This window comes from Aliishimia ponticola (assembly GCF_004803475.1).
Taxonomy (GTDB): domain Bacteria; phylum Pseudomonadota; class Alphaproteobacteria; order Rhodobacterales; family Rhodobacteraceae; genus Aliishimia; species Aliishimia ponticola.
The window spans coordinates 837,234-859,558 of record NZ_SRKY01000002.1; the positions used below are offsets into that span (position 1 = coordinate 837,234).

Below are 22,325 nucleotides of genomic sequence, written 5' to 3' on the forward strand. Positions count from 1 at the left end.
GGTGTGAGTAGCTCGAAAAGAAAAAATGTCTGAACCTGTATCCAACGCTGACGTGGAAGACGTGCTGGCGTCGATCCGCCGACTTGTATCCGAAGATAAACGCCCGTTGCGGCCTGCGGCAAAGGCGGCCGTCGATGATGCGCGCGCGTTTGTTGCGGATGCGGCGCGGGATAATGAGCGGCTGGTCCTGACGCCATCCTTGCGGGTGGCCGACGCGCCGGAGCCGGGGACAGAAGACGTTACAGGCGCACCCGACAAGATCGACACGGCGGATGCAGATGCCTCCGCAGAGGTGGCAGATCAGCCGCTGGTTCTGCGGGACGCGGTTATGCCAGACACGGTTGACGGCGTTGAGAATGCCGAAGTGGTGGGTGAAGAGGCGACCGAAACGGTATCCGATAGCCAGGTTGATGGGGAAACCCTTGCCGAGGCCGCGCCCGAAGAGTTCGGCTTCGACGAAGATCCGTTCGATTTCAGCCCCGTGGATGCGGCCCCCGATGAGGTGGCCAGCGATGCGACCGAAGAGGCTGGTTATCTGGACGCTGCGGAGGGGGAGGTCGAAGAGGCCCCATTCATGGAAGCGGAAGAAGTCAGCTTCACCGATGATCACAGCGCGGACGTAACCGATCTGGATCAGGAGGCTGCCGATCCGGAGGATCAGGGCGACGCCCCCGCAGCCGAGAATGACGAGAAGGTGACGTCTTTCCGCGTGGCTGGCAGCCTTGGCGCCAAGATTGCTGCGCTGGAATCCATGGTCGGCCGCCGCGGCGACGCGTGGGAGCCGGACGGCAGCGAAGACGACGATGGGTATTCCGGCGGCGACCCGATGGAAATGACGTGGCGCGAGACGGATGACGTTGATGGCGCGGAACCGGATGCGGCCCCGCAGGCGGATATGCCGATGCCGGTGAACGAGGCGTCGCTGGTACCTGACGAGGACTTGCTTGACGAGGAAGCGCTGCGCGACATGGTGGCAGAGATCGTCCGGCAAGAACTTCAGGGCGCTTTGGGCGAAAGAATTACGCGCAATGTGCGCAAATTGGTCCGCCGGGAAATCCACCGGGCGCTGGCAACCCGCGAATTGGACTGATCACCTCACGGAAATCGATCCGGCTGGGGCGCAATCCCGGCGCAGAGCAAAAGAAAAGGGACCGCGGTTTCAAACCACGGTCCCTTTTTCGTACCGGACGATGTTCGTCAGGCGGCGCGGGCTTCCTCTTCGGCAGCCAGAGCAGCGTTGCGACGCTCGCTTTCCTCACGGGACAGCGCAACAGAGGTGCGGACACCTTTGCCAACGAATTCCATCAGCCCTTCGACGACGCGCTCATTCGGATCGATGCCGGCACAGCTCAAAACTTCGCGGCCATCGCGCGAACGCGCCCAGCGTGCGATTTGCTCGGGGCCATTGCCGTACTTCTTGTCATCCGCAATTGCGTCGTCCAGTGCAGCCAACACAACGGCTGCGAACAGTTTGCGGGCACGGTTACCTTGCTCGTTGTTGAAGGCCGTGCCGTCGACGAAATCTTTCATCGCGATTCCCTAATTGTTATTGCTCTTGGATTCTGGCGTGGCGTCCCTTATGGCGTATCAGTTGCGATTCGGATACTCCGAAAATGCATATCACCCTTGCAATTTATGCATAACTCGTCTCAAACGCACACGACCAGCGCGGCTTGCGCCACGCTCCAGCGCTATATATAGGGGCGAACATATTTTCATCAACCTCTCGCCATGGTGTCGTCCAAATGCCAAAAATCAACGGTAACGAAATCCGCCCCGGTAATGTTCTGGAACATGACGGCCACCTGTGGGCCGCTGTGAAGGTCGATCACGTGAAGCCCGGCAAGGGCGGGGCGTTCGCGCAGGTCGAAATGCGTAATCTGCGCAACGGGTCAAAGTTGAACGAACGTTTCCGCAGTGCGGACAAGGTGGAACGTGTCCGACTTGAGCAGAAAGATCAGCAATTTCTGTATGAAACCGACGGTATGCTAGTGTTCATGGACTCCGAGACATATGAGCAGATCGAACTGCCTGCGGACCTTTTGGGCGATCGTCGCCCGTTCCTGCAGGATGGCATGACCATCGTCGTGGAATTCTACGAAGACGAAGCGCTGAACGCGACGGTGCCGCAAAAGGTGACCTGCAAGATCGTCGAGACAGAGCCAGTGGTCAAAGGCCAGACGGCGGCGAATTCCTTCAAGCCCGCGATCCTCGACAACGGCGTCAAGGTGATGGTGCCGCCCTTCGTCGGGCCGGATGAGGACATCATCGTCAACACCGAAACCATGGAATATGCCGAACGCGCCTGACCCGGCGCCTTAGCCCGGATAGCTGACCTTGGCGTTGCCGCAGGTCATGTCCGGGCCCGATCGGTCAAACCGCAAATAGGCCAGTGCCTTGCCGCCGGAGCGTGTCAAAAGCGTTCCGGCGGTTTTTCCATCCGGGGTGGTGATGTCATCACCGATCTGCGCATCGCCTTCGATGTCGACCACCGCCAGCCCTTTGCGCAGCTCTGTCTTGTGCTTCATCCGGGCGGTCACTTCCTGCCCGACATAGCAGCCCTTGCGGAAATCGACGCCATGCAGCGCTTCGAAATTTGTCTCAAGGATAAAGCTGTCCGGTGTCAGTTCGATCCCCGATTGCGGGACAAGATGCGCGACACGAAGCGCTTCCCAATCCACGGTATCGTCCTGTTGCGGCGTGTCGCGCCACGCGCGCCATCCAAGCGCCTCATGACGCGGATCGGCCCAGCCATCGGCCGGGACCGGTCCCAACCCGCGATGCAGGTGGCCATCCGCATCAGCGATGCTCACATCCGCGCGCAGCTTGTACATGGTCAGCCGCTGCTTAACCGCGGCGGCAAGGGCGTCGTCCACATCGATCAGAATATCGCCGCGATCGGCAATCAGGAAGAAATCCGCGATATACTTGCCCTGCGGCGTCAGCAGCGCGGCATAGATCGGACCATCGGCCAGTTTGCGCACGTCATTGGTGACGAGCCCTTGCAGAAAATCATGAGTGTCAGCGCCACTCAGGCGCAGCAGACGGCGCGGCATGGATTGCTCCCGGTTGCGGTTTTCGCCAGATATAGGCGCGTCCCCGGTGTGAAGAAAGTCCCAGTCAGATGCCAGCCCCTATCTCCGTCGTGATCCCGACTCTCAATGCTGCGGGCAGCTTGCCCGGTTGTGCGGACGCGCTGATGGAGGGTGTGCGCGAAGGGTTGATCCGCGAATTGATCGTGACGGATGGCGGCTCTCGGGACGCGACGCAGGATATAGCCGACGAGATCGGCGCAAACTGGATAAGCGGGCCGCCCTCGCGCGGGGGCCAGCTTGCGCGGGGCTGTGCTGCGGCGCGCTCCGATTGGTTGTTGGTGGTTCATGCCGATACCCAGCTTATGCCGGGCTGGACGGGAAAAGCCGTGGCGCATCTGAAGACGGGCAAGGCCGGGTGGGGGCAGTTGCGCTTCGATCAGGGCGGCGCCTGGGTCGCGGGCTGGGCCAATCTGCGCAGCCAGGTTTTCGGGCTGCCCTATGGCGATCAGGCGCTGTTGTTGCCGCGCCGCCTTTATCAGTCAGTCGGGGGATATGCCGATCAGCCGCTGATGGAGGATGTGGCCCTTGCGCGGGCCTTACGCGGTCAGTTGCGCCCCGCAGGGTTCACCGCTGTGACCAGCGCAGCCAAGTATCGCAAGCAGGGCTGGCTGCGCCGTGGGGCGCGCAACCTTTGGTGCCTTGCGGGCTATTTCGCCGGAATTTCGCCCGAACGGCTCGCCGCGATCTACCGTCGCTGAACGCCGGCGCGACTTACCGCCAGAAGGTCAGCCAGCGCAGGATGCCGGGGCGGAAGGTCGTGCGCTGCGGGTCTTCCGGGTCTGTGGTGTCGAGCCGGGCATCGACAACGGTTTTGCCGTCCTTGAACTGCAACCGGTAGAGATCCGCGTAAAGCCCGCCCCGCGCCAAAAGCTCGTCATGGGTGCCCTCATCAACCGCTTGGCCGCGATCCATCACCACGATCTTGTCCGCCTCGCGGATCGTCGACAGGCGGTGGGCGATGACCAGCGTTGTTCGCCCTTGCGAGAGTTGTTCCAGCGCTTGCTGCACCACTTTTTCCGATTGCGCATCAAGGGCAGAGGTTGCCTCGTCCAGCAGCAGGACCGGCGTGTCACGCAGCAAGGCACGCGCGATGACAACGCGCTGGCGCTGCCCGCCCGACAGGGCAGAGCCGCGCGGGCCCACTTGCGTATCCAGCCCGTCTGGCAGCTTCGAGATAAAGTCCGACACATGGGCCGCGTTCAGCACCTCTTGCAGGCGCGCGTCGTTCACGTCTTCGCGGCCCAGCAGGATGTTTTCGCGGATCGTATCGTCGAACAGCAGCGCCTCTTGCGTCACGACAGAGCACATGCTGCGCAGATCGTTCAACGCCATTTCGTTCACGGCCGGGCCGCCCAGACGCACTTTGCCTTCCTGCGGGTCCACAAGGCGGGTGAGCAGGTTGAACACGGTCGACTTGCCGGCACCGGACGCGCCGACAAGCGCCGTCGTCTTGCCAGCCGCCGCGGTAAAGCTGAGCTTGTTCAAAACCGTCGTGTCGCCATAGCTGAGCGTGACATCCTCCAGCACGATCTCCGGTGTGCCAGTGGCGGCCGGAACCGGGTGCGCTGGCGATGTCAGGCGGATCGGCGTTTCCATCAGCTCTTTCAGGCGTTCAATCGCGGCCGCCGCGACCTGCCAGAGCCCAGCGACCTGACCCAGCTTGCGCATCGGATCAAAGGCCAGCCCGATGGCGGTGAAGAATGTCATGAACTGGCCCACGGTTTTCTCGCCCGAGATGATCTCGGACCCGCCGTAAAGCAGCACGCCCAGAAACCCGATCCCGGCCATGATGTCGATCATGCCGGGGATCACCGCCGACCCGAAGGCCGCCCGCACCTGCGAGTCGACAAAGCGCCCCGACAGGTCGCGGAATTTGCGGGACTGGTAATCTTCCAGCGCGTTGAGCTTTACCGCCACGATGCCGTGGAACACCTCGTCCAGCCGCGTCGCAAGAGAGGCACCAAGATCGCGGGCATCGCGGGCCTGTGTGCGCACGAAGCGCTGCACCAGCGCGGCGGGAAGTACCAGAATCGGAATGCCCACGCAGGCCAGCAGCGCCCAGATCGGGTCGACCGACAGGGCCACGCCGAACAGCACCAAAAGAGAGATGAAGTCGCGCCCGGCCCCGGTCAGAAGCGCTTTCCAGACCTGCCCGATGGCGGTCACATCCGTTTGCACGCGCTGAATCAGGTGCCCCGGCGGGTGGGCCTGATGGAAGGCACCGTCCTGCTGCATCATGTGGTCGAGCAGGTCGATCCGCAGATCGGCGGCTGATTTTTGTGCAATCCGCGTCAGCACGACCCGCTGCACCACGCCAGACACGGCACGCAGGGCGAAAATCCCCATGATTGCCAGCCCGACCCACCAAAGCGCGTCAGTCTCACCTTTGGTGAACACCAGATCGAACATGGGCTGCATGATGTAGCTAAGCGCGCCCAGCATGGAGCCTTCGAGGGTCATGAAGAACAAGGCCACCAGCAAAAGCCCGATGTGGCGGCGCAGGTAACCGCGCCACAGCCACGCAAGCAGCACGGCGGAGTTTGCGTTCGGGGCAGGGGCCGTATCGGCGCTGGTCTGGGTCATGGTCCGCCATCCGTGGTCACGTATTTGCGGGTTATCGGGTTGGGGACGGGGTCGCAAGGCGTTGACCTCGCCGAAGGGGGGCGTAGGTTGCGCTCAAATCGATCAAAGGAGGCCGCTTATGCCCGGTCGCGACTATCTTGCCATTCCCGGTCCGTCAGTGATGCCCGACGCGGTTCTGTCCGCGATGCATCGCGCTGCCCCGAATATCTACGAAGGGGCTTTGGTGGATATGGCGGCGACGCTGGGGCCGGATCTGCGCCGCGTGGCGCGCACGCAGGGGCATGTGGCAATGTATATCGGCAATGGCCACGCCGCGTGGGAGGCCGCGCTGTCCAATGTGGTCGCGTCCGGCGATACCGTTCTGGTGCCCGCGACGGGGCGGTTCGGTCACGGCTGGGCCGATACGGCGCAGGGGCTTGGTGTGCAGACCGAGATTCTGGATTTCGGCAAGAAAGACCCGTTCGATCTGGCCCGCGTCGAAGAGGCTTTGGCCGCTGACACGGCGCACCGGATCAAGGCGGTTCTGGCGGTGCATGTGGATACGTCCACCTCGGTCCGCAACGATATTGCGGGGCTTCGCGCCGCTCTGGACCGCACCGGTCACCCAGCTTTGCTGATGGCCGATTGTATCGCATCGCTTGGCTGCGATGTGTTCGAGATGGACGCCTGGGGCGTCGATGTGATGGTCACAGGCTCGCAAAAGGGGCTGATGGTGCCGCCGGGCATGTGTTTCGTGTTCTTCAATGACAAGGCGGCCTCGGTTCGGGCCGGGATGGCGCAGGTCAGCCGCTATTGGGACTGGACGCCGCGCGCCAATCCCGAGCAGTTCTTCCAATATTGGAACGGCACCGCGCCGACGCAGCATCTGTATGGGTTGCGCGCCGCTCTCGACATGCTGATGGCTGAGGGGATGGAGGCCGTCTGGAAACGGCACGACACCCTGGCCCGCGCGATCTGGGCGGCGTGTGACGTCTGGGCTGAGGGCGGCGCCTTGTCCCTTAACGTCGCGGACCCGGACAATCGCAGCCGGGCGGTGACCTCGCTGCGGCTGGATCAGGGGCGTGCCACGGCGCTGCGGCGCTGGACGGAAGGCCAGATTTCGCTGACCCTGGGGATTGGTCTGGGGATGGCGGAACCGGGCGATCCCAAGCGCGACGATTTCTTCCGGCTGGGGCATATGGGCCATTTGAACGGCAACATGGTGATGGGCATGTTGGGCGGGATCGAGGCCGGTCTGCGATCGCTGGATGTGCCGATTGGCGACAACGCGCTGGGCGCAGCGGCGCAGGTCATCGCCGGGTAGGCCGCGTCGCTAGCTGCGAACCTTGGCCCGTGGGGCGCTGCGATCAATCCGCGCGCGCGCCACGGCCCGTTCATGCACGCGCGACATCACATGATTGATGCCCGCCGCGACAAGGCCAGCGATAACCAGCCCCCAGACGGCCCAAATGGCGATAAGAATCCAGGTCAAGTTCACGGCGAACAGAACCAGACAGGCGTTTTTGTAATCCGGAGCGGATTGCGTGATCGGGTCGCGCATCAGATCGAACCTTCGCTTGTTCCAACCATATTTTAGGCTGGAAAAGCTGAAAGTCAGGTAAATTAAAGCTGATTACGGCTGTCTTGCAGGGCGCTGGGCAGAAATTCGGCGAGGGTGTTCAGATCCTTGGCAGTCCCGCAACTGACACGGATGCACCGGTTTTGCGGCGAGGCGAAGGGCATACGCACGAAAATACCGCGTTGGACCAGCCCATCGAGAACCGATTTGGCGAAAGCGCCGTCATGGCCGCAGTCAATCGCGACGAAATTGGCGGCAGAGGAAAGCGGGCTAAGCCCTGCTGCTGTGGCGATGCGGGCGATCTCGCCGCGCGCCTCGGTGATCCGGGTCTGGACCTGCGCCAGCCAGTCCTGATCGCCAAGCGCCGCCAAAGCACCGGCCTGCGCCGCGCGGTTGACGCCGAAATGATTGCGCACCTTGTTGAAGGCCGTGATCAACTCCGGGTGGCCCAACGCGTATCCGACCCGTGCGCCTGCAAGCCCGTACACCTTGGAAAACGTGCGCATCCGGATCAGACGCGGATCGTCCCATGGCAAATCCGTCGCAGTGCCGTCCGGCGCACATTCGATATAGGCCTCGTCCAGGACCAGCAGCGTTCCGGCAGGCAGCGCGTCCATCGCGGCGGTAATCTGCGCCCCGGTCCAGACCGTGCCCATCGGGTTGTCGGGATTGGCCAGATAGACCAGCTTTGCGTCGACCTCTGCCGCCTTGGCAAACAGCGCGGCGGGGCTTTCGCGATCCTGCGCGTCATAGGGCACCTTGTGCAAAGCGCCGCCAAATCCGGCCACATGGTAATTGAAGGTCGGATAGGCCCCGTCCGAGGTCACGACCGCATCGCCGGGGACGATAAAGAGACGAACCAGATACCCAAGAAGACCATCGATCCCTTCGCCAACGACGATGTTTTCGGGTGTCGCACCCAGATGCGCGGCAAGCGCGTGGCGCAGGTCGTGGTTTTCCGGATCGCCGTATTTCCAGTGTTCCGCCTTGGCCATCGCTTCGACCGCGCGGGGGGAGGGACCAAAGATGCTTTCATTCGCGCCCAGACGGGCAAGGAACGGGGCACCGCGCTGGCGCTCCTGCGTTTCGGGCCCCACGAAAGGCACCGTGGCGGGAAGAGAAGCGGCAAGCGGGGTCAGGCGAAATGTCGTCATGCGCGCATCGTTAAACTGCGCCGCAAGCTCCGGCAAGCGGGCCCGCGCAAGAAGATGCGTTATGCAGAAGGCCGGGTCAGAACGAATGTCGCCGCGCCGGACAGGCAGACGGCCTGGATGATCAGGATCGTCGCAGAAAGCCCAAGCGCAAGCGATAGCCCGAACGCCCCCAGCATGGCGACGACTGCCGCGCGCTTGGCCCGCGGCGGGATCGCGCCGCGTTCCTGCCAGTCATGGATCATTGGCCCGAAATGCGCGTGGTCGATGATCCACGCACGCAACCGGGGTGAACCTTTGCCAAAGCAAAAAGCCGCAAGCAGCACCAGTGGTGTGGTCGGCAGCACAGGCAGCACAATTCCGATGATCCCGGTACCAAGCGCAAGAAGGCCCGCCAAGGTCCAAATCAGGTTCTGCCGTGGTGGTTCGAAATCGTCCATCTGCCCTAGGTAGTGCCCGTGTTGCCCGCTGGAAAGGCTAACACGCGTAATTGCACCATTCGTTAAACGCGCGTTCCTGACCTGACGTTTTTGTGGCGCGGGCCGGGAATTTGCGGTCTGCTGCGCCCAAGCAGGAGGAACAGCATGACCCAGATCGACCCGGACCGCGTCCAAATCACCTATGATGCGCATATCGCGCATGTGCGTCTGACCCGCACGGACAAGATGAATGCCGTCGACCAGAAAATGATCGATTCGATCATTGCCGCCGGACAGGAGGTCGCCGCGAGCGATGCGCGCGTTTGCGTGATCTCGGGCGAGGGAAAGGCGTTCTGTGCGGGGATCGACATTTCCGGTCTGGGTGCGATGGCCGGGCAAGACCCGGCGGCCTTGCTGGAGCCGCGCACCCATGGGGATGGCACGACCAACCAATGGCAGGAAGTCGCGATGATCTGGACGCGGGTGCCGATCCCGGTGATCGCCGCGCTTCATGGTCCGGTCTATGGCGCAGGGTGCCAATTGGCGCTGGGCGCGGATATCCGCATCGCGGGGCCGGACATGCGCATGGCCGTGATGGAAATGAAATGGGGCATCGTGCCGGATATGGGCGGCATGGTGCTGTTGCCGAAACTGGTGCGCAGCGACGTGATCCGGCGCATGACCTACACCGCTGACCCGGTTGGCGCAGATCAGGCCTTGGCTTGGGGGCTGGTCACCGAAACGGCAGAGGATCCTCTTGCGGCGGCCATGGAACTGGCCCGGACGATCACACAAAAATCGCCATCGGGCATTCGCACGGCGAAACGGCTGATCGATTATGCCGAAAGCGGGGCTGACCCGTCCGACATCCTGATGGCGGAAAGCCGCGAACAGGCGGCGCTTATCGGCAAGCCGCACCAGATGGAGGTCATCGCCGCGCAGATGCAGAAACGCGCGCCGAATTTCGGCTGACCCGGTTAGCGGCGCTTTTTCGTTTTTTGTGTCGAACGCAGCGCGTCTTCGAAGGCGCGCGTGAACCCTTCGGTGTCGAACAGGGGGGCGGTCTGACGGGCCGCCTCCAGCTTTTGGCGCAGATGTGCCAGCTTTTCGGGATTGCGGGCGTAGTCCAAAGCCTTCGCGCGATACTGCTCGACGCTGTCGCAGACCGTTTCCGGCGTGCCGATCGCGGTGACAAGGCTGGCCGCGACCCGCGCTGCGAATTGGCATCCGGGCAGCGTCAGCACGGGCACCCCGGCCCATAGCGCATCCGACGCCGTTGTATGTGCGTTGCAGTTGAACGTATCAAGGAACAGGTCCGCATGGGCTGTGCGGCTGAGATGTTGGTCGTGCTTCATCTTGGGCGCAAAGATGATGCGGCGGTAATCGATGCCGCTGGCTTCCGCCGCCCGGTGCAGATTGGTGTTGGCGACCTCTCCACCGTCCAGCAGCCACAGCACGGAGCCATCGACCTCGCGTAGCAGGTCCATCCAGATATCGAATTCCACCGGCGAAATCTTGTAGCTGCCGTTGAAACAGCAAAAGACGAGCCCCTCCGCAGGCAAGCCCACATCGGCCCGGGTCACGCCCGGATCGGGCAGCGGGCGCGTGTTGTCATTGGGCTGATAGCAGCCGGGCAATGTCAGGATTTTCTCGCTGTAATGCCGGCGCTCTTTGGGGGGGATCACGACCTTGTCGGCGATAATGTAATCGATTTCCTTCGCGCCCGTCGTGCCCGGAAACCCCAGCCATGCGATCTGCACCGGCGCGGCGCGATGGGCGAAAATGGCGGGGCGCGTGCCGCCGGTAAAACCCTTGAGGTCGATTGCGATATCCAGCCCATGCGCGCGGGCAAGCGCGGCGGCGTCATAATCGCTCATCCCGGTGATGTCGGTAAAGCAATCCACCGCGTACACCGCGCGCTTGCGCATGGCGTCCTGAATGTCCGGCCCGAAGGAATAGGCGTAAAGCTCAAACCGGGTGCGATCATGCGCCTCCAGCATCCCGGCCATCAAGTGCATCGTCGCATGGGTGTGGAAATCGGCAGAGAAATAGCCCACGCGGATCTTGTCATGGGCTGGCGGCGCGGGCTTGGCGGCAGAGATCGTGCCGACAAGGCGCTTTGCGTATCTTTCCGACCGAATGCGCTGATGCGCGGGATCGTCCTCGAAGGCGAGAAACAGGAACGGCGCGGCGCCGCTTGTCACCATTTCCGGCAGGCCGGGGGTGAAATCGCGATAGCCGGGCGCGTTCCAGTCGCAGATATGGGCGAGGCAATGGGCCCGCTCCGCGACCGAGATCAGGTCGTCCGGGCATTGTCGCAGCAAGGCGTCATACATGCCGATCGCGGATTTCAGATCACCGGCCTCGCGCAGATAGGCGGCCAGAATGCGGTAGGGTTCCGGCAAGGTCGGGTCATTTTCAATCGCGCGCAGGAACAGGGCGGCGGCTTGTTCGCGTTTGCCTTGAAAATGCAGAACGCGGCCGGTCAGGTGGCAGGCGGCGGCGCTCTCTGGATGGGCGACCAAAGCCTGCATGAACAGCCGTTCGGCATCCTGCGCGCGTCCCGTTTTTTCAAAATGCCGGCCGAGGTTGAGCGCGCTCATCAGGTGGTTCGGTTCCAATTGCAAGGCCCGCTGGAAACACGCCTCGCCGGAAGATTGATCGCCATGGGCCAGCAAGAGAGACCCGAGCGTAGACAGGAAATCCGGCGTATCTGGGGCCAGGGCATTGGCCTGCACCATATCGGCCAGCGCTTCATGGGCCTTGCCGGCCTTGATCCGGGCTTCGGCCCGCATCGCGTGGAACCGCGCTTCGACCGGATTTTGGGCGATCAGCTGCGATGCGGTGTCAGCGGCGGCGGCAAAGCGTTTTTCCGCCATGGCCTGGTCATACTCGGCCTGGGGGTCATGCGGGGTGGTTTGGGCTTGGGCCATGGGCATTCCGGGTCAGTTCGGCGTCGGGTTTGTCGGCAAAGCGGCCATCAGCGCAGGACGCAATCGCGCAGGACGGATTCGAAATCGCGGGTAAAACGCTCTGTATCGAACAGCGCGCAGGTGTCGCGCCCCGCAATGAGCCGCGCTTTCAATTCCGCGAGCCGCTCCGGGTCGCGGGCAAGGGCCAGCGCCGTGTCGCGGTAGGCCTCCGTATCGGCACAGACGGTTTCGGGGGTGCCTGCGGCCGTGACGAGGCTGGCGGCAACCCGCGCCGCGAACTGACGGCCGGGTTTGGTCAGCACCGGCACGCCTGCCCAAAGTGCATCGCTCGCCGTTGTGTGGGCGTTGCAGTTGAACGTGTCGAGAAACAGGTCCGCCAGCGCCACGCGCGACAGGTGCGGGCCGGGGTCCAGCCGCGGCGCTATGATGATCCGCGATGGATCGACGCCGCGCGCCTCTGCCGCCTTGCGCAGGTTTGCGCTGGAGGCGTCGCCGCCCGTAAGCTGCCACAGCACTGCACCGTCAATCTCGCGCAGCAGCTCCATCCAGATATCGAACTCGGCTGGGGAAATCTTGTAGGGGCTGTTGAAACTACAAAAGACAAAAGCGTCTTCGGGCAGGCCGACATCCGCGCGGGTCAGTGCCGGATCGGGCAGCGGGCGGGCGCGGTCATTTGGTTGATAGCATTGGGGCATCCGCACGACTTTTTCGCTGTAGGCATGGGCAAGCTCGGGCGGGATCACGACAGTGTCGGCAAGGATCACGTCCATGCAATCCGCCCCGGTGCTGCCCGGGAACCCAAGCCATGTCATCTGCACTGGCGCAACGCGGTGGCCGAAAATCGCAATGCGCTGGCCGGATGTGAACCCCTTGAGATCGATGGCGATGTCAAGCTCATGCGCCCGCGCGAACTCTGCCGCCGACCGGTCATCCATGCCGGAAATATCGTGGAAGTGATCGACCGCCGCGATGGCCCTTGCGCGCATTGTGTCATCGTGATCGGGGCCGAAGGAGTAGGCGAAAAGCTCAAACGCGGCGCGGTCATGGGCTTCGAGCATACCGGCAAGCAGGTGCATGGTCGCGTGGTCGTGAAAATCGGCAGAAAAATAGCCGACGCGGATACGGTCATGCGCGGTGGGCTTGACCTTGGCCGGGGTGATCCCGCCCAGCATCCGATGGGCATAGCGTTTGCACCGTTCCAGCAGGCGTTCGGGGGCGTCCTCCAACGCAAGGAACTGGAACGGCCCGGCGCTGGTTTGCAACTGCTCCGGCGTGCCGGGATCGAAATTCGCATAGCCCGGGTCGGTCCAGTCATTGATATGCGCAAGGCAATGGGCGCGTTCCGAATGGCCCACCGCATCGCCCGGAACGATTTCGAGAAGGCCATTGTAAAGCGTGATCGCATCGTCGAAATGCTTGGTTTCGCGCAGGTAATTGGCCAATACGCGATAGGGGTCGGGCAGGGTCGGGTCGTTTTCGATCGCCTTGCGGAAGAAGGGGATCGCGTCTTCCTTGCTGCCATAGATGTGCAGAAACCTGCCTGCCGCGTGACAGGCCAGCGCGGAATCGGGAAAGCTGCGCACGGCTTGCAGGATGACAGGCGCCGCTTCGCGTGGGCGGCCAAGCGCTTCCAGCACGCGGCCAAGGCCCAGAAGGGCTGTCAGGCAATCGCCATCCAGTTGCAGCGCCCGGCGAAAGCAGCTTTCGGCACCGTCGCGTTCGCCTGCCTGATCCAGCGCATCGCCGAAACGGACCAGATATTGCGGCTCATCCGGTTGCAGATTGTGTGCTTCTGCAAAATCGTTCGCGGCGTTGATCGCATCGCCGCCGCGCAGACGCGCCTCTGCCCGGCAGGCATAGAGGTCGGCATGGCCGGGGAGCTGCGCGATCATCGTATCGGCGAATGTGATGGCTTGCCGATAATCGCCCGATCCCATGGCGGTGCGATAGTTGGACAGGGGTTTCGATATCTTGGCGAGAGACCGTTCTGGCTTCATGGCATGTTTCCTTCGCGGGAGTCGCCACGGGCTTAAGGGAAATCGCTTAATGTTCCGTAATCCCGATTGTTTGCCTGCCGTCTTTGCCCTACTCAGGGCAGCAAGCTAGACAACAAAAGGTCCGATCCGCGATGCGTCTGTCCCGTTACTTTCTGCCGGTTCTGAAGGAAACGCCCTCTGAGGCGCAGATCGTCTCTCACCGCTATATGCTGCGTGCAGGCATGATCAAACAGCAGGCCGCGGGCATCTATTCGTGGCTGCCGATGGGCTTCAAGGTGCTGCGCAAACTTGAAGATATCGTCCACGAAGAACAGATCCGCGCGGGCCATGTGCCGATGCTGATGCCGACCTTGCAGCCAGCGGATTTGTGGCAGGAATCGGGGCGCTATGACGCTTATGGCCCCGAAATGCTGCGCATCCGGGATCGCCATGATCGAGACATGCTGTACGGGCCGACGAACGAAGAGATGATCACCGACATCTTCCGCAGCCATGTGAGCAGCTACAAGGATCTGCCGCTGACGCTGTATCACATCCAGTGGAAGTTCCGCGACGAGGTCCGGCCCCGCTTTGGCGTGATGCGCGGGCGCGAATTCTTCATGAAGGACGGGTATAACTTCGACCTGACCAAGGAAGACGCGCTGCACGCCTATAACCGCCATCTTGTCAGCTACCTGCGCACCTATGAGCGTATGGGCCTTCAAGCGATACCGATGCGTGCCGATTCCGGCCCGATTGGCGGCGATGACACGCATGAATTCCTCGTTCTGGCGGAAACCGGCGAATCGGAGGTGTTCTATGACAGCGCCGTGACCGATATCCGCCTTGGCGCGCGCGACATCGACTATGACGACCACGCGCAATGCCAGTCGATCATGGAAGAATTCACGGCGCTTTATGCCCGGACGGACGAAACCCATGACGAGGGCGCGTTCCTCAAGGATGTGCCGCTGGACCGTCAGCGCACGGCGCGCGGGATCGAGGTCGGCCAGATTTTCTACTTCGGCACCAAGTATTCCGAACCGATGGGCGCGATGGTGCAAGGCCCGGACGGCAAGCAGGTGCCGGTGCATATGGGCTCGCACGGGATCGGGGTCAGCCGCCTTGTCGGCGCGATCATCGAAGCCAGCCATGACGACAAGGGCATCATCTGGCCCGAAGGCGTGACGCCGTTCCATGTGGGGATCGTTAACCTCAAGCAGGGCGATGCAGAGGCCGATGGCGCTTGCGAGAAGCTTTACAAGAGCCTTGAGGCCGCCGGACTGGAGCCATTGTATGATGACCGGGATGAGCGCGCGGGCGGCAAGTTCGCAACGATGGACCTGATCGGTCTGCCATGGCGGATCACCGTGGGGCCGCGCGGGCTGAAGAACGGGGTGGTCGAACTCACCTGCCGCCGGACGGGCGAAAGCGAAGAGCTGACGCCCAAGGATGCGGTTGCCCGGGTGATCGACATCTACGCGCCGCACAAGGCGCATAGCTCCGCCCATTGGGAGCCGATGGCCCGGCAGAGCTTCCACACCTGGCTGTAAGATGCTGCGGGCCGCGCTGATCTGCTTGGCTCTTGCGTCGCCAGTGGCGGCGCAGGACGGTCCAGCCCGGATGCAGGCGGCGTTCAGCGGATGGCTAAAGACCCATGATACCACCGGGGCGCTGGGCGTCGGGCTGCGCGGGCCCGGCGGCTGGACATTCGAAGGGGCGGCGGATCGCCCCGGCGAATTGGCGAGCCTGAGCAAGGCGATCACCGCGATCTGTGCGCTCAAACTGGTGGAAGAAGGCGCGCTGGACTGGTCCGATACGGTCGCGCAGCATTTGGGGCGCGGGCCGGAAGCGACGGTGGCGCAGCTTGTCACGCACACATCGGGGCTGGAACAAGACAGCACACAGGGCGACATGCCCGCGTGGCTTGCCGCGCAGTCCTCCTCCCATCGCGGCGCAAGCGTGCTGGACCGCATCGTGGCGCGCGGCGGCCCTGCGGGAACGGCTGGACGGTTTCACTACAACAACGAAAACTACGCGCTACTGGGGCTGGTGATCGAGACGGCGAGCGGACAGGGCTTTGCCGAAGCCTGCGACGCACGGCTGGGTCTGTCGCCGGGCATTCGCGTCAGTGCGCAAACGGCAGCCTTCGCACCATGGGGCGGGATGTACGGCGCGGCGCCGGGTTTTCTGGCATTCGTGCAGACCCATTTCGGGCTTGGCAGCAGGGTGGCAAGCGATCCCTTCGCCTTGCCGCATGCCGACATGGGCGGGGGCGTCTATTACGGGCTGGGCATGGTGTTCCGCCGCTTCAATGACAGCTTCAACTTTTGGCATTTCGGCGCGCTGTGTTTTCCCGGCGCCTTGGATGCTGGCAGCTTCGTGGTGATGTTCGAGGGCAAGGTCAGCGCGTTGGCTCTGTATGACGCCTGCGTGTCCTGGGACGATATGTTCGCACTGGACGCGGCCTTGGCGGGCGCGGTCTATCGCCGATGATCCTGCGCGCGCTCACACTGGCCGGGGGGCTGACTGGCGCGGCGGCCTTTTCGCAATTTCCCGAGGCGTCCCAACAATATGTGCAGCGGCTTGGCGGGGCAGTGGATGCGCTGGGCGAAGTGGCGGCGGCGTTCGACCGCTCTGCCTCTGCCGAAGGGCTGACGCGCGAAGCCGCGCTGGCGGAAATGACCGGAAGCGATTTCGTGGAACGACGCCGCAAGGACATGACAGCCGTGTTCGCGCAGCATGAAAAGCTTAGTGCGGACCTTGCCGCGTTCCGGCAAGCTGGCCCGTTCATGCGCGCCTATCACATAAGCCGTGTCGATACCGAAATAGCCCGTGCCGCGCTGGCAGAGTTCAAGCCCGCACTGCCCCTGACATTGGCCGGGGGCATCTTCGCGGGGGCAGGGTTCCTGTTCGGAAGCCTCGCCGTTTCCGCGCTTGGCGCGCTCGTGCCCCGGCGCAGAGGCAGGCGGCGGCTGCAGGGCGAATAGCGGGCGGGCGCGGACAGCCCCTTGACCCTTCTGGCGGCGGTGCGCATCTTCGCCGCAAACAAGAGAGCAGGACAGCCCATGGCCCGCAAGACGGCCCCATTTGCCCCTTTCGAATTCATGATCGCGTGGCGTTATCTCAAGGCGCGGCGGGCCGAGGGCGGGGTCAGCGTGATGACGTGGATCAGCCTGATCGGCATCGCGCTTGCGGTGTTCGCGCTGGTCGCGACGCTGGCCGTGCGCGCAGGGTTGCGGGCCGAAACCGTCAAGTCGATCCTTGGGGCGGATGCGCATATCGAATTGCACTATTACGCGGCCGAGGACGCCGCCGGCGTGCGGGATGACGTGATCCGCGATTATGACGATCTGGCCGCGCGTCTGGACCAGGTGCCCGGCGTCATCGTCGCCGTGCCGACGGTCAAGGGGCAGGTCATCGCCAATGCCGGGTCGAATAACGCGCCCATGTCGCTTTACGGTGTGACACCGGCGGATCTGATGAAGATCGACGGCGTCGCCAAGCCGGAATCCGCCGAGGGCGATCCCGCCCGCTTTTCCGAAGGCCTCGCCCTGGGGCAAATTCTGGCCAGAGACCTTGGCGTCACCGTCGGCGATACGGTCCGGATCATCAGCCCCAATGGCGCGCGCAGCCCCTTTGGCACTCGGCCCCGCGTCTCTGCCTTCGAGGTGGTGTATATCTTCCGCTCCGGCCATGGGTTTACCGATACCACCCGTGGCTATCTGCCGATGGCCGAGGCGCAGCCCTATCTCAACCGGGAAGGCGGGGTCGATATGATCGACCTGCGGCTGGAGAACCCCGAAGCCGTGCAGCAAATGCTGGCCCCGGTGCTCGAAGCGGCCGGGCCGCGTGCCTATCCGTGGACATGGCAGGATCGGTCGGGCGGGTTTCTGCGCGCGCTGTCGATGCAGGACAATGCGCTGTATATCCTTGTGTCCATTCTTGTCCTGATTGCCACGATGAACATCATCTCTGGCCTGATCATGCTGGTGAAAAACAAGGGCCGCGATATTGGCATCCTGCGCACGATGGGGCTGACGCAGGGATCGATCTTGCGGGTGTTCTTTCTGGTCGGCGCGCTGATCGGCTGCGTCGGCACGGTGGCGGGCGTGGCCCTTGGCGTGCTTTTCGCCTGGCAGATCGACACGGTCTATTCCTTCGTCGATCTGGTGTCGGGGCAAAGCAAATCGGCGCTTGAGGCGCAGGGCTTCTTCTTCCCGCCCGCGATCATTCGTCTATCCGACATCCTTTGGGCGGCGGGGCTGTCGCTGGGGCTGAGTTTCCTTGTCACGTGGTTCCCGGCGCGCCGGGCGGCCCGCATGAACCCGGTGGAGGCGCTGCGGTATGAGTGATCCTGTTCTGGAACTCTCGGGGATCGAGAAAAGCTATAATCCCGGCACGCCGGGCGAAGTTTCCGTGCTGCGCGGTGTCAACCTTGCGCTAGCACCGGGCGAGGTCGTGGCGCTGGTGGCGCCTTCGGGGGCGGGCAAATCGACATTGCTGCATATCGCAGGATTGCTGGATGTGCCCGATGCGGGCCGCGTGCGCCTTGCCGGGCAGGAAATGCAGGGCAGCGCGCAGACCGCGCGGACCTTGGCGCGGCGCGATATGATCGGGTTTATCTACCAGTTCCACCATCTGTTGCCGGAATTCTCTGCCCAAGAGAATGTCGAACTGCCGCAATTGGCCGCCGGTGTTCCGCGTGGCGAGGCGCGGTCCCGCGCGGCAGAGCTTTTGGGGCTTGTCGGCGTTGGGGCGCGTGCCAATCACCGTCCGGCGGAACTGTCTGGCGGCGAACAGCAGCGCGTCGCCTTTTGCCGCGCGCTGGCCAATGCGCCAAAGCTCTTGCTGGCGGATGAGCCGACCGGCAACCTTGATCCCGAAACCTCCGACACGGTGTTCGATGTCTTGATGGGGTTGGTCCGGTCCACGGGGATGAGCGCGCTGATCGCGACCCATAACATGGCGCTGGCCGAGCGGATGGACCGCGCGGTGCGGCTGGACGCAGGCAGCTTGGAGCAGGTGTGACATGATCGACGTAGATGTGAGCGAGATCGAACGGGTAACGGACGCCGCGCTGCGCCATCACGGGGCAGGGACGTTTCAGGCGGCAGAGGTCGCGCGCGCCGTCGCGGCGGCGGAAAGCGTCGGCAACCGGATCTGCGGGCTTTATTACCTTGAAAGCTATTGCCAGCAGTTGCTGTCGGGGCGTGTGAAAGGCGATGTGGAACCCGAAGTGACGCGCCCGCGCAGCGCTGAGGTCGTCGTCGATGCGAAACTCGGGTTCGCGCAACCGGCTTTTACCCGCGGCCTGCCGGAGGCGGTGAAAGCCGCCCGCGAGGCCGGGATCGCGCGGCTTGCGGTGTGCCATGCCCATACCTGTACCTCGCTTGGCTATTTCACCCAGCAGATCGCACAGGCCGGTCTGATCGGTCTTGGCGCGACTAACGCCTCGCCCATTGTCGCGCCGCCGGGCGGCAAGACCCGTGTGATCGGTACGAATCCGATGGCCTTTTCGGTGCCCGATGGTGCGGGCGGCGTGGCGATGCAGTTCGACCAGTCCACAACGACCGTCGCACTTGGCAAGATCACGATGGCGAAAGCTGCGGGCGAGGCGATCCCCGCAGGCTGGGCCGTGGATGCGGATGGGGTCGCCACCACCGACCCGGAGGCGGCTTTGAAAGGGTCGCTGGTTTCTGTCGGAGGGATGGAAGCGGGCTACAAGGGTTGGGGACTGGGCCTGATGGTCGAAATGCTTGCCGCGGGGCTGACGGGATCGACCTTCAGCCGCGATGTTGCGCCGCTCAAGGCGCCGGAAGGCGGGCCGCATGATCTGGGGCAGTTCTATGTGTTGATCGACCCGTCGAGCACGCCGGATTTCGCGGAACGGATCGCGGCGCTGGGCGATGCGGTGCAGGTTGATGCTGGCGCGCGGATGCCGGGACAGGGCAAGGTGGCCGCGCAGCGTGTCACGCTGGAACGCCGGGTCTGGGAACAGGCGCGGGCGCTTGCGGGCGGTGCATAGGGTGCGCGGCGGCGCAGCCTGCCGAGCGGGTCATGCGATTTGCGCGATCCAGACCCCAAGTGCCATGACCGCGATGCCTGCGGACCGTGTCAGGCTCATTGGTGAGACTTGCGCGCCGAACAGGCCGAAATGATCGATCGCAGCGGCAGAGACAAGCTGGCCCAGCAGAACGAAGAACACCGCGTTCCCGACACCGAATTTCGGAGCGATATAGGTGATGGACAGGATGTAGAACGCCACCAGCGCCCCGCCAAGAAGCAGGTGGCGCGGGGCGGCGGCAATGCCTGCCAGGTTCCCCGCGCCCGTCACCAGAACGGCAAGGATACAGCAGCTGAGCGCGACGCAGAACAGCACCAGCGCAGCGGCGGATGGATTGCCCAGATGTTGTCCAAGCGCCGCGTTCAAGGCCGCAAGGATCGGGATGCAGAAACCGGCCGCCAGCATGATCAGCGCGTATTGGGACATTTTGCGGGCTCCGGCCTGTTGATTGATCGAGATCATGTCGTCACCCTGCGCCTATGGCAAGATCGAAACATAAGAAGAGGGAGTGAGGCGATGAAGTATATCCTGCTTGGCAGTGTTCTGGTCGTTGGCGCGTGCAGCCTGACGCAGATGCAGATGCCGACCCGCAGCGAGGGCGCGCGGCTGTTCGCGGAAAATTGCGCAGCCTGTCACGGTGCTGATGCGCGCGGCGCAGGGCCAGAGACCCTCGGCATTGGCAAGGTGCCCCCGGACCTTACCACAATCGCTTCGCGTCATGGCGGTACGTTCCCGCGCGCGCAGGTCTTGTCAGTGATCGACGGCTACCGGCAGGGTACGCATCCCGACCGGGTGATGCCGGAATTTGGCGAAGGGCTGACCGACGATCTGGTTCCGGTGGATATAGACGGCGTGCCAACCCCGACACCGCGCGTGCTGGCGGCATTGCTGACCTATCTGGAAGGTATTCAGGAATAATCCGCCGCTGGTCCGGGCAACGCGCCCCGACCGGTGACGCCGGGTGGTGACCGGGATCGCGGAACTCGATCCCGGCGTTGCCTGTCTGGTCCGGCCGGATCAGCGGCGCTTGCGTTTGAATGCCATGGTCCCGGCCAGGGCAGAGCCCAACAGCACGATACCGGCAGGCAGTGATACCGCTGCGGGCTGAATGGAATAGTTGTCGATGGCTGCGGACAGGCCGGGCGTTGCCGGGCCAAGGAGTCGGACCTCTGCCGTATAGATGTCATCCCAAAGGGTCGAGAACGCGACGGAGGATGTCTCTTGCACCCAGCCATTCGCCATGGCGGTCGCGTCATCCCAATTGGTGTCGAAGGTCACGCTGTAGCTGGTCCAGTCCAAGTCGAAATCCGATTGCTCGATCGGAATATACCAGCCGTTGAAGGTGGGATCCTGATACCGCCAGCGCAACCGGGCTTCGGTGATTGGCGTGTCGTAGTAGAGCAGGTCGACCGACACGGTCCATGTCCCGTCGGGCAACGCGCCGCTATACGCGCCCCCTTCCGCTCTGGCACCGGCGACGCCAAAGGACACGCCAGCGCCGAAGTTGTTGGTTGCCAGAAATCCGCCCGGGTTACCGCCCGCATTGATCCAAGACGTGTTTGTTTCAACGGTGTTGGGCCTCCATGCGCCGGGGCCGGCATCGAAATCTTCGAAAAGGGCGGATGCGGCATGGGCTTGGGTTGCGATCAGGCCGAGTATGAAAGCCTTTGAAATCACGTTCATTGTGAGTCCTCCGATAAAAAATTGCTCAAAATACGCAACTCAAAGTAGCACAAAACGCCCCGCCGAACAAAATCACGCGGCCTGCGGTGCGCAGTAAAGCGCCGACACACGGGGGGAGAAGCGGACGCGCCGCCGTGCAATCAGTCGCAGATTCCGCGCAGTTCCGCGCCTCTCCACGGCAGGCGCACTGCATGGGCGCGCGATTGTGGCAGCGGCGACAGGGGCATGACGTCGGAGATCATCCCATGCAAGCGCTTGGTGCGTCCGGCCTGCGGCGCGAGCGCGCGGCAGCAGACATATTCCTCGACGATGGCACCCTGCTGCTCATACCCGTAATCGAGGAATTTCGGCGCCCGGCTCAGATCGAACAGATAGGGGTCTTCGGCGCTATGTTCCGCTGCCGCCTTCAACGGGTGATAGCCCGTCAGCTTGCGGTTCTGCCATTGCCAGACATGGGTCAGTTCATGGGCCAGAAGCATCGCGGCGATCAGGCCCATCTCGTCCGGGTAGTCGGGCAGGTAATCATCAAGATACCAGTCCTTGTCGAACAGCACCCGATTGAACAGCGTGACCGCCGCGGGCTTGGCGGTGACGATATCGCCGGTGGGCGGCGGCAGGATATTCTCGCGGCAGGTCGTGCGTGGGCGCGGCGCCCGGCGGAATGTCACCGCCCGCGTGGGCGCGCCATCCACAAGACGCACGCGCGAGATGTCGAGCGACTCCCCATGCAGCGTGGCGACAAAGGATTTCTCGCTTTCGGTGAGAGGACGGCCAGTGCAAGCGGCCAGCAATAACAGGCAAAGAAACGCGCGGATCAACATGGGATCACTTTGCGAAAGACACGGACGCAAAGGCAACCG

23 protein-coding genes are annotated in these 22,325 nt (G+C 63.3%); 12 read left to right on the forward strand and 11 right to left on the reverse strand.

Annotation, left to right across the window (positions count from 1 at the left end; translation table 11 throughout):
* The first annotated feature begins 25 nt into the window (after positions 1 to 25).
* Positions 26 to 1,090: a hypothetical protein gene (locus E4Z66_RS10390; protein ID WP_136462912.1), complete on the forward strand. Its 1,065-nt coding sequence runs from the start codon at positions 26 to 28 to the stop codon at positions 1,088 to 1,090.
* A gap of 107 nt (positions 1,091 to 1,197) precedes the next feature.
* Here the strand turns inward: E4Z66_RS10390 and E4Z66_RS10395 are convergent, their stop codons facing one another.
* Positions 1,198 to 1,530 carry a DUF6280 family protein gene (locus tag E4Z66_RS10395; RefSeq protein ID WP_136462913.1) on the reverse strand — a complete coding sequence of 111 codons (333 nt, stop codon included), beginning with the start codon at positions 1,528 to 1,530 and terminating at the stop codon, positions 1,198 to 1,200.
* 215 nt (positions 1,531 to 1,745) lie between these two features.
* Between E4Z66_RS10395 and efp the strand changes: the two genes are divergently transcribed.
* Positions 1,746 to 2,309, forward strand: coding sequence for an elongation factor P (gene efp, locus E4Z66_RS10400; RefSeq protein ID WP_136462914.1), 564 nt, complete (start codon positions 1,746 to 1,748; stop codon positions 2,307 to 2,309).
* Positions 2,310 to 2,318: 9 nt separating this feature from the next.
* Here the strand turns inward: efp and ygfZ are convergent, their stop codons facing one another.
* Positions 2,319 to 3,056, reverse strand: coding sequence for a CAF17-like 4Fe-4S cluster assembly/insertion protein YgfZ (gene ygfZ, locus E4Z66_RS10405; protein ID WP_136462915.1), 738 nt, complete (start codon positions 3,054 to 3,056; stop codon positions 2,319 to 2,321).
* 68 nt (positions 3,057 to 3,124) lie between these two features.
* Here ygfZ and E4Z66_RS10410 point away from each other — a divergent pair, with 68 nt between their 5' ends.
* Entirely contained in the window at positions 3,125 to 3,793 is a 669-nt protein-coding gene (locus E4Z66_RS10410; protein ID WP_136462916.1) for a glycosyltransferase, read from the forward strand.
* A 13-nt stretch (positions 3,794 to 3,806) separates the two neighbouring features.
* Here E4Z66_RS10410 and E4Z66_RS10415 read toward each other — a convergent pair whose 3' ends face one another.
* Positions 3,807 to 5,678 (reverse strand): ABC transporter ATP-binding protein, encoded by a 1,872-nt coding sequence (locus E4Z66_RS10415; protein WP_136462917.1) that lies wholly within the window; start codon positions 5,676 to 5,678, stop codon positions 3,807 to 3,809.
* Positions 5,679 to 5,796: 118 nt separating this feature from the next.
* Between E4Z66_RS10415 and E4Z66_RS10420 the strand changes: the two genes are divergently transcribed.
* Positions 5,797 to 6,981: a pyridoxal-phosphate-dependent aminotransferase family protein gene (locus tag E4Z66_RS10420; protein WP_136462918.1), complete on the forward strand. Its 1,185-nt coding sequence runs from the start codon at positions 5,797 to 5,799 to the stop codon at positions 6,979 to 6,981.
* Positions 6,982 to 6,990: 9 nt separating this feature from the next.
* Here E4Z66_RS10420 and E4Z66_RS10425 read toward each other — a convergent pair whose 3' ends face one another.
* The 3 genes from E4Z66_RS10425 to E4Z66_RS10435 form a co-directional block, all read right to left on the reverse strand.
* Entirely contained in the window at positions 6,991 to 7,218 is a 228-nt protein-coding gene (locus E4Z66_RS10425; protein WP_136462919.1) for a histidinol phosphate aminotransferase, read from the reverse strand.
* 62 nt (positions 7,219 to 7,280) lie between these two features.
* Entirely contained in the window at positions 7,281 to 8,390 is a 1,110-nt protein-coding gene (locus E4Z66_RS10430; protein WP_136462920.1) for a pyridoxal phosphate-dependent aminotransferase, read from the reverse strand.
* Between the two features lie 59 nt (positions 8,391 to 8,449).
* Entirely contained in the window at positions 8,450 to 8,827 is a 378-nt protein-coding gene (locus tag E4Z66_RS10435; protein ID WP_136462921.1) for a YbaN family protein, read from the reverse strand.
* A gap of 144 nt (positions 8,828 to 8,971) precedes the next feature.
* Here E4Z66_RS10435 and E4Z66_RS10440 point away from each other — a divergent pair, with 144 nt between their 5' ends.
* Entirely contained in the window at positions 8,972 to 9,778 is an 807-nt protein-coding gene (locus E4Z66_RS10440; RefSeq protein ID WP_136462922.1) for a crotonase/enoyl-CoA hydratase family protein, read from the forward strand.
* Between the two features lie 5 nt (positions 9,779 to 9,783).
* On the opposite strand, the gene E4Z66_RS10445 is transcribed toward E4Z66_RS10440, so the two are convergent.
* The gene (locus tag E4Z66_RS10445; RefSeq protein WP_168797772.1) at positions 9,784 to 11,739 is read right to left on the reverse strand and encodes an O-linked N-acetylglucosamine transferase, SPINDLY family protein; all 1,956 of its coding nucleotides are present in this window, start codon (positions 11,737 to 11,739) and stop codon (positions 9,784 to 9,786) included.
* A 47-nt stretch (positions 11,740 to 11,786) separates the two neighbouring features.
* Positions 11,787 to 13,736, reverse strand: a complete 1,950-nt coding sequence (locus E4Z66_RS10450; RefSeq protein WP_136462924.1) for an O-linked N-acetylglucosamine transferase, SPINDLY family protein — start codon at positions 13,734 to 13,736, stop codon at positions 11,787 to 11,789.
* A gap of 131 nt (positions 13,737 to 13,867) precedes the next feature.
* Here E4Z66_RS10450 and proS point away from each other — a divergent pair, with 131 nt between their 5' ends.
* From proS to E4Z66_RS10480, 6 genes are all read left to right on the forward strand, one after another.
* Complete coding sequence (gene proS, locus E4Z66_RS10455; RefSeq protein ID WP_136462925.1) at positions 13,868 to 15,268, forward strand: proline--tRNA ligase; 1,401 nt, start codon at positions 13,868 to 13,870, stop codon at positions 15,266 to 15,268.
* 1 nt (position 15,269) lies between these two features.
* Entirely contained in the window at positions 15,270 to 16,211 is a 942-nt protein-coding gene (locus E4Z66_RS10460; RefSeq protein ID WP_136462926.1) for a serine hydrolase domain-containing protein, read from the forward strand.
* A complete protein-coding gene (locus E4Z66_RS10465; RefSeq protein ID WP_136462927.1) occupies positions 16,208 to 16,705 on the forward strand; it encodes a DUF2937 family protein in 498 nt (165 codons plus the stop codon). Before E4Z66_RS10460 ends, E4Z66_RS10465 begins: the two co-directional genes overlap by 4 nt.
* A gap of 78 nt (positions 16,706 to 16,783) precedes the next feature.
* Entirely contained in the window at positions 16,784 to 18,070 is a 1,287-nt protein-coding gene (locus tag E4Z66_RS10470) for an FtsX-like permease family protein (protein ID WP_136462928.1), read from the forward strand.
* Positions 18,063 to 18,746: an ABC transporter ATP-binding protein gene (locus tag E4Z66_RS10475; RefSeq protein WP_136462929.1), complete on the forward strand. Its 684-nt coding sequence runs from the start codon at positions 18,063 to 18,065 to the stop codon at positions 18,744 to 18,746. The genes E4Z66_RS10470 and E4Z66_RS10475 overlap by 8 nt, the downstream gene beginning before the upstream one ends.
* Before the next feature lies 1 nt (position 18,747).
* Positions 18,748 to 19,743 carry an Ldh family oxidoreductase gene (locus E4Z66_RS10480; protein ID WP_136462930.1) on the forward strand — a complete coding sequence of 332 codons (996 nt, stop codon included), beginning with the start codon at positions 18,748 to 18,750 and terminating at the stop codon, positions 19,741 to 19,743.
* Between the two features lie 30 nt (positions 19,744 to 19,773).
* Here the strand turns inward: E4Z66_RS10480 and E4Z66_RS10485 are convergent, their stop codons facing one another.
* Positions 19,774 to 20,208: a DMT family transporter gene (locus E4Z66_RS10485; RefSeq protein WP_136463098.1), complete on the reverse strand. Its 435-nt coding sequence runs from the start codon at positions 20,206 to 20,208 to the stop codon at positions 19,774 to 19,776.
* 90 nt (positions 20,209 to 20,298) lie between these two features.
* On the opposite strand from E4Z66_RS10485, the gene E4Z66_RS10490 reads away from it, so the two are divergent.
* Positions 20,299 to 20,700, forward strand: coding sequence for a c-type cytochrome (locus E4Z66_RS10490; RefSeq protein WP_136462931.1), 402 nt, complete (start codon positions 20,299 to 20,301; stop codon positions 20,698 to 20,700).
* A gap of 99 nt (positions 20,701 to 20,799) precedes the next feature.
* Here the strand turns inward: E4Z66_RS10490 and E4Z66_RS10495 are convergent, their stop codons facing one another.
* Both E4Z66_RS10495 and E4Z66_RS10500 read right to left on the reverse strand, forming a co-directional pair.
* Positions 20,800 to 21,465: a hypothetical protein gene (locus E4Z66_RS10495; protein ID WP_136462932.1), complete on the reverse strand. Its 666-nt coding sequence runs from the start codon at positions 21,463 to 21,465 to the stop codon at positions 20,800 to 20,802.
* A 140-nt stretch (positions 21,466 to 21,605) separates the two neighbouring features.
* Positions 21,606 to 22,286, reverse strand: a complete 681-nt coding sequence (locus E4Z66_RS10500; RefSeq protein ID WP_136462933.1) for a hypothetical protein — start codon at positions 22,284 to 22,286, stop codon at positions 21,606 to 21,608.
* Positions 22,287 to 22,325 lie beyond the last annotated feature (39 nt).

Excerpts from the sequence above, each read along its gene's own strand:
- E4Z66_RS10430 (WP_136462920.1), bottom strand. The coding sequence starts at position 8,390 with ATGACGACATTTCGCCTGACCCCGCTTGCCGCTTCTCTTCCCGCCACG.
- E4Z66_RS10395 (WP_136462913.1), bottom strand. The coding sequence starts at position 1,530 with ATGAAAGATTTCGTCGACGGCACGGCCTTCAACAACGAGCAAGGTAAC.
- E4Z66_RS10435 (WP_136462921.1), bottom strand. The coding sequence starts at position 8,827 with ATGGACGATTTCGAACCACCACGGCAGAACCTGATTTGGACCTTGGCG.
- proS (WP_136462925.1), top strand. The coding sequence starts at position 13,868 with ATGCGTCTGTCCCGTTACTTTCTGCCGGTTCTGAAGGAAACGCCCTCT.
- E4Z66_RS10480 (WP_136462930.1), top strand. The coding sequence starts at position 18,748 with ATGATCGACGTAGATGTGAGCGAGATCGAACGGGTAACGGACGCCGCG.
- E4Z66_RS10470 (WP_136462928.1), top strand. The coding sequence starts at position 16,784 with ATGGCCCGCAAGACGGCCCCATTTGCCCCTTTCGAATTCATGATCGCG.
- E4Z66_RS10445 (WP_168797772.1), bottom strand. The coding sequence starts at position 11,739 with ATGGCCCAAGCCCAAACCACCCCGCATGACCCCCAGGCCGAGTATGAC.
- E4Z66_RS10485 (WP_136463098.1), bottom strand. The coding sequence starts at position 20,208 with ATGTCCCAATACGCGCTGATCATGCTGGCGGCCGGTTTCTGCATCCCG.
- E4Z66_RS10475 (WP_136462929.1), top strand. The coding sequence starts at position 18,063 with ATGAGTGATCCTGTTCTGGAACTCTCGGGGATCGAGAAAAGCTATAAT.
- E4Z66_RS10465 (WP_136462927.1), top strand. The coding sequence starts at position 16,208 with ATGATCCTGCGCGCGCTCACACTGGCCGGGGGGCTGACTGGCGCGGCG.
- E4Z66_RS10440 (WP_136462922.1), top strand. The coding sequence starts at position 8,972 with ATGACCCAGATCGACCCGGACCGCGTCCAAATCACCTATGATGCGCAT.
- E4Z66_RS10495 (WP_136462932.1), bottom strand. The coding sequence starts at position 21,465 with ATGAACGTGATTTCAAAGGCTTTCATACTCGGCCTGATCGCAACCCAA.
- E4Z66_RS10490 (WP_136462931.1), top strand. The coding sequence starts at position 20,299 with ATGAAGTATATCCTGCTTGGCAGTGTTCTGGTCGTTGGCGCGTGCAGC.
- E4Z66_RS10500 (WP_136462933.1), bottom strand. The coding sequence starts at position 22,286 with ATGTTGATCCGCGCGTTTCTTTGCCTGTTATTGCTGGCCGCTTGCACT.
- E4Z66_RS10390 (WP_136462912.1), top strand. The coding sequence starts at position 26 with ATGTCTGAACCTGTATCCAACGCTGACGTGGAAGACGTGCTGGCGTCG.
- E4Z66_RS10425 (WP_136462919.1), bottom strand. The coding sequence starts at position 7,218 with ATGCGCGACCCGATCACGCAATCCGCTCCGGATTACAAAAACGCCTGT.
- E4Z66_RS10415 (WP_136462917.1), bottom strand. The coding sequence starts at position 5,678 with ATGACCCAGACCAGCGCCGATACGGCCCCTGCCCCGAACGCAAACTCC.
- ygfZ (WP_136462915.1), bottom strand. The coding sequence starts at position 3,056 with ATGCCGCGCCGTCTGCTGCGCCTGAGTGGCGCTGACACTCATGATTTT.
- E4Z66_RS10410 (WP_136462916.1), top strand. The coding sequence starts at position 3,125 with ATGCCAGCCCCTATCTCCGTCGTGATCCCGACTCTCAATGCTGCGGGC.
- efp (WP_136462914.1), top strand. The coding sequence starts at position 1,746 with ATGCCAAAAATCAACGGTAACGAAATCCGCCCCGGTAATGTTCTGGAA.
- E4Z66_RS10460 (WP_136462926.1), top strand. The coding sequence starts at position 15,270 with ATGCTGCGGGCCGCGCTGATCTGCTTGGCTCTTGCGTCGCCAGTGGCG.
- E4Z66_RS10420 (WP_136462918.1), top strand. The coding sequence starts at position 5,797 with ATGCCCGGTCGCGACTATCTTGCCATTCCCGGTCCGTCAGTGATGCCC.
- E4Z66_RS10450 (WP_136462924.1), bottom strand. The coding sequence starts at position 13,736 with ATGAAGCCAGAACGGTCTCTCGCCAAGATATCGAAACCCCTGTCCAAC.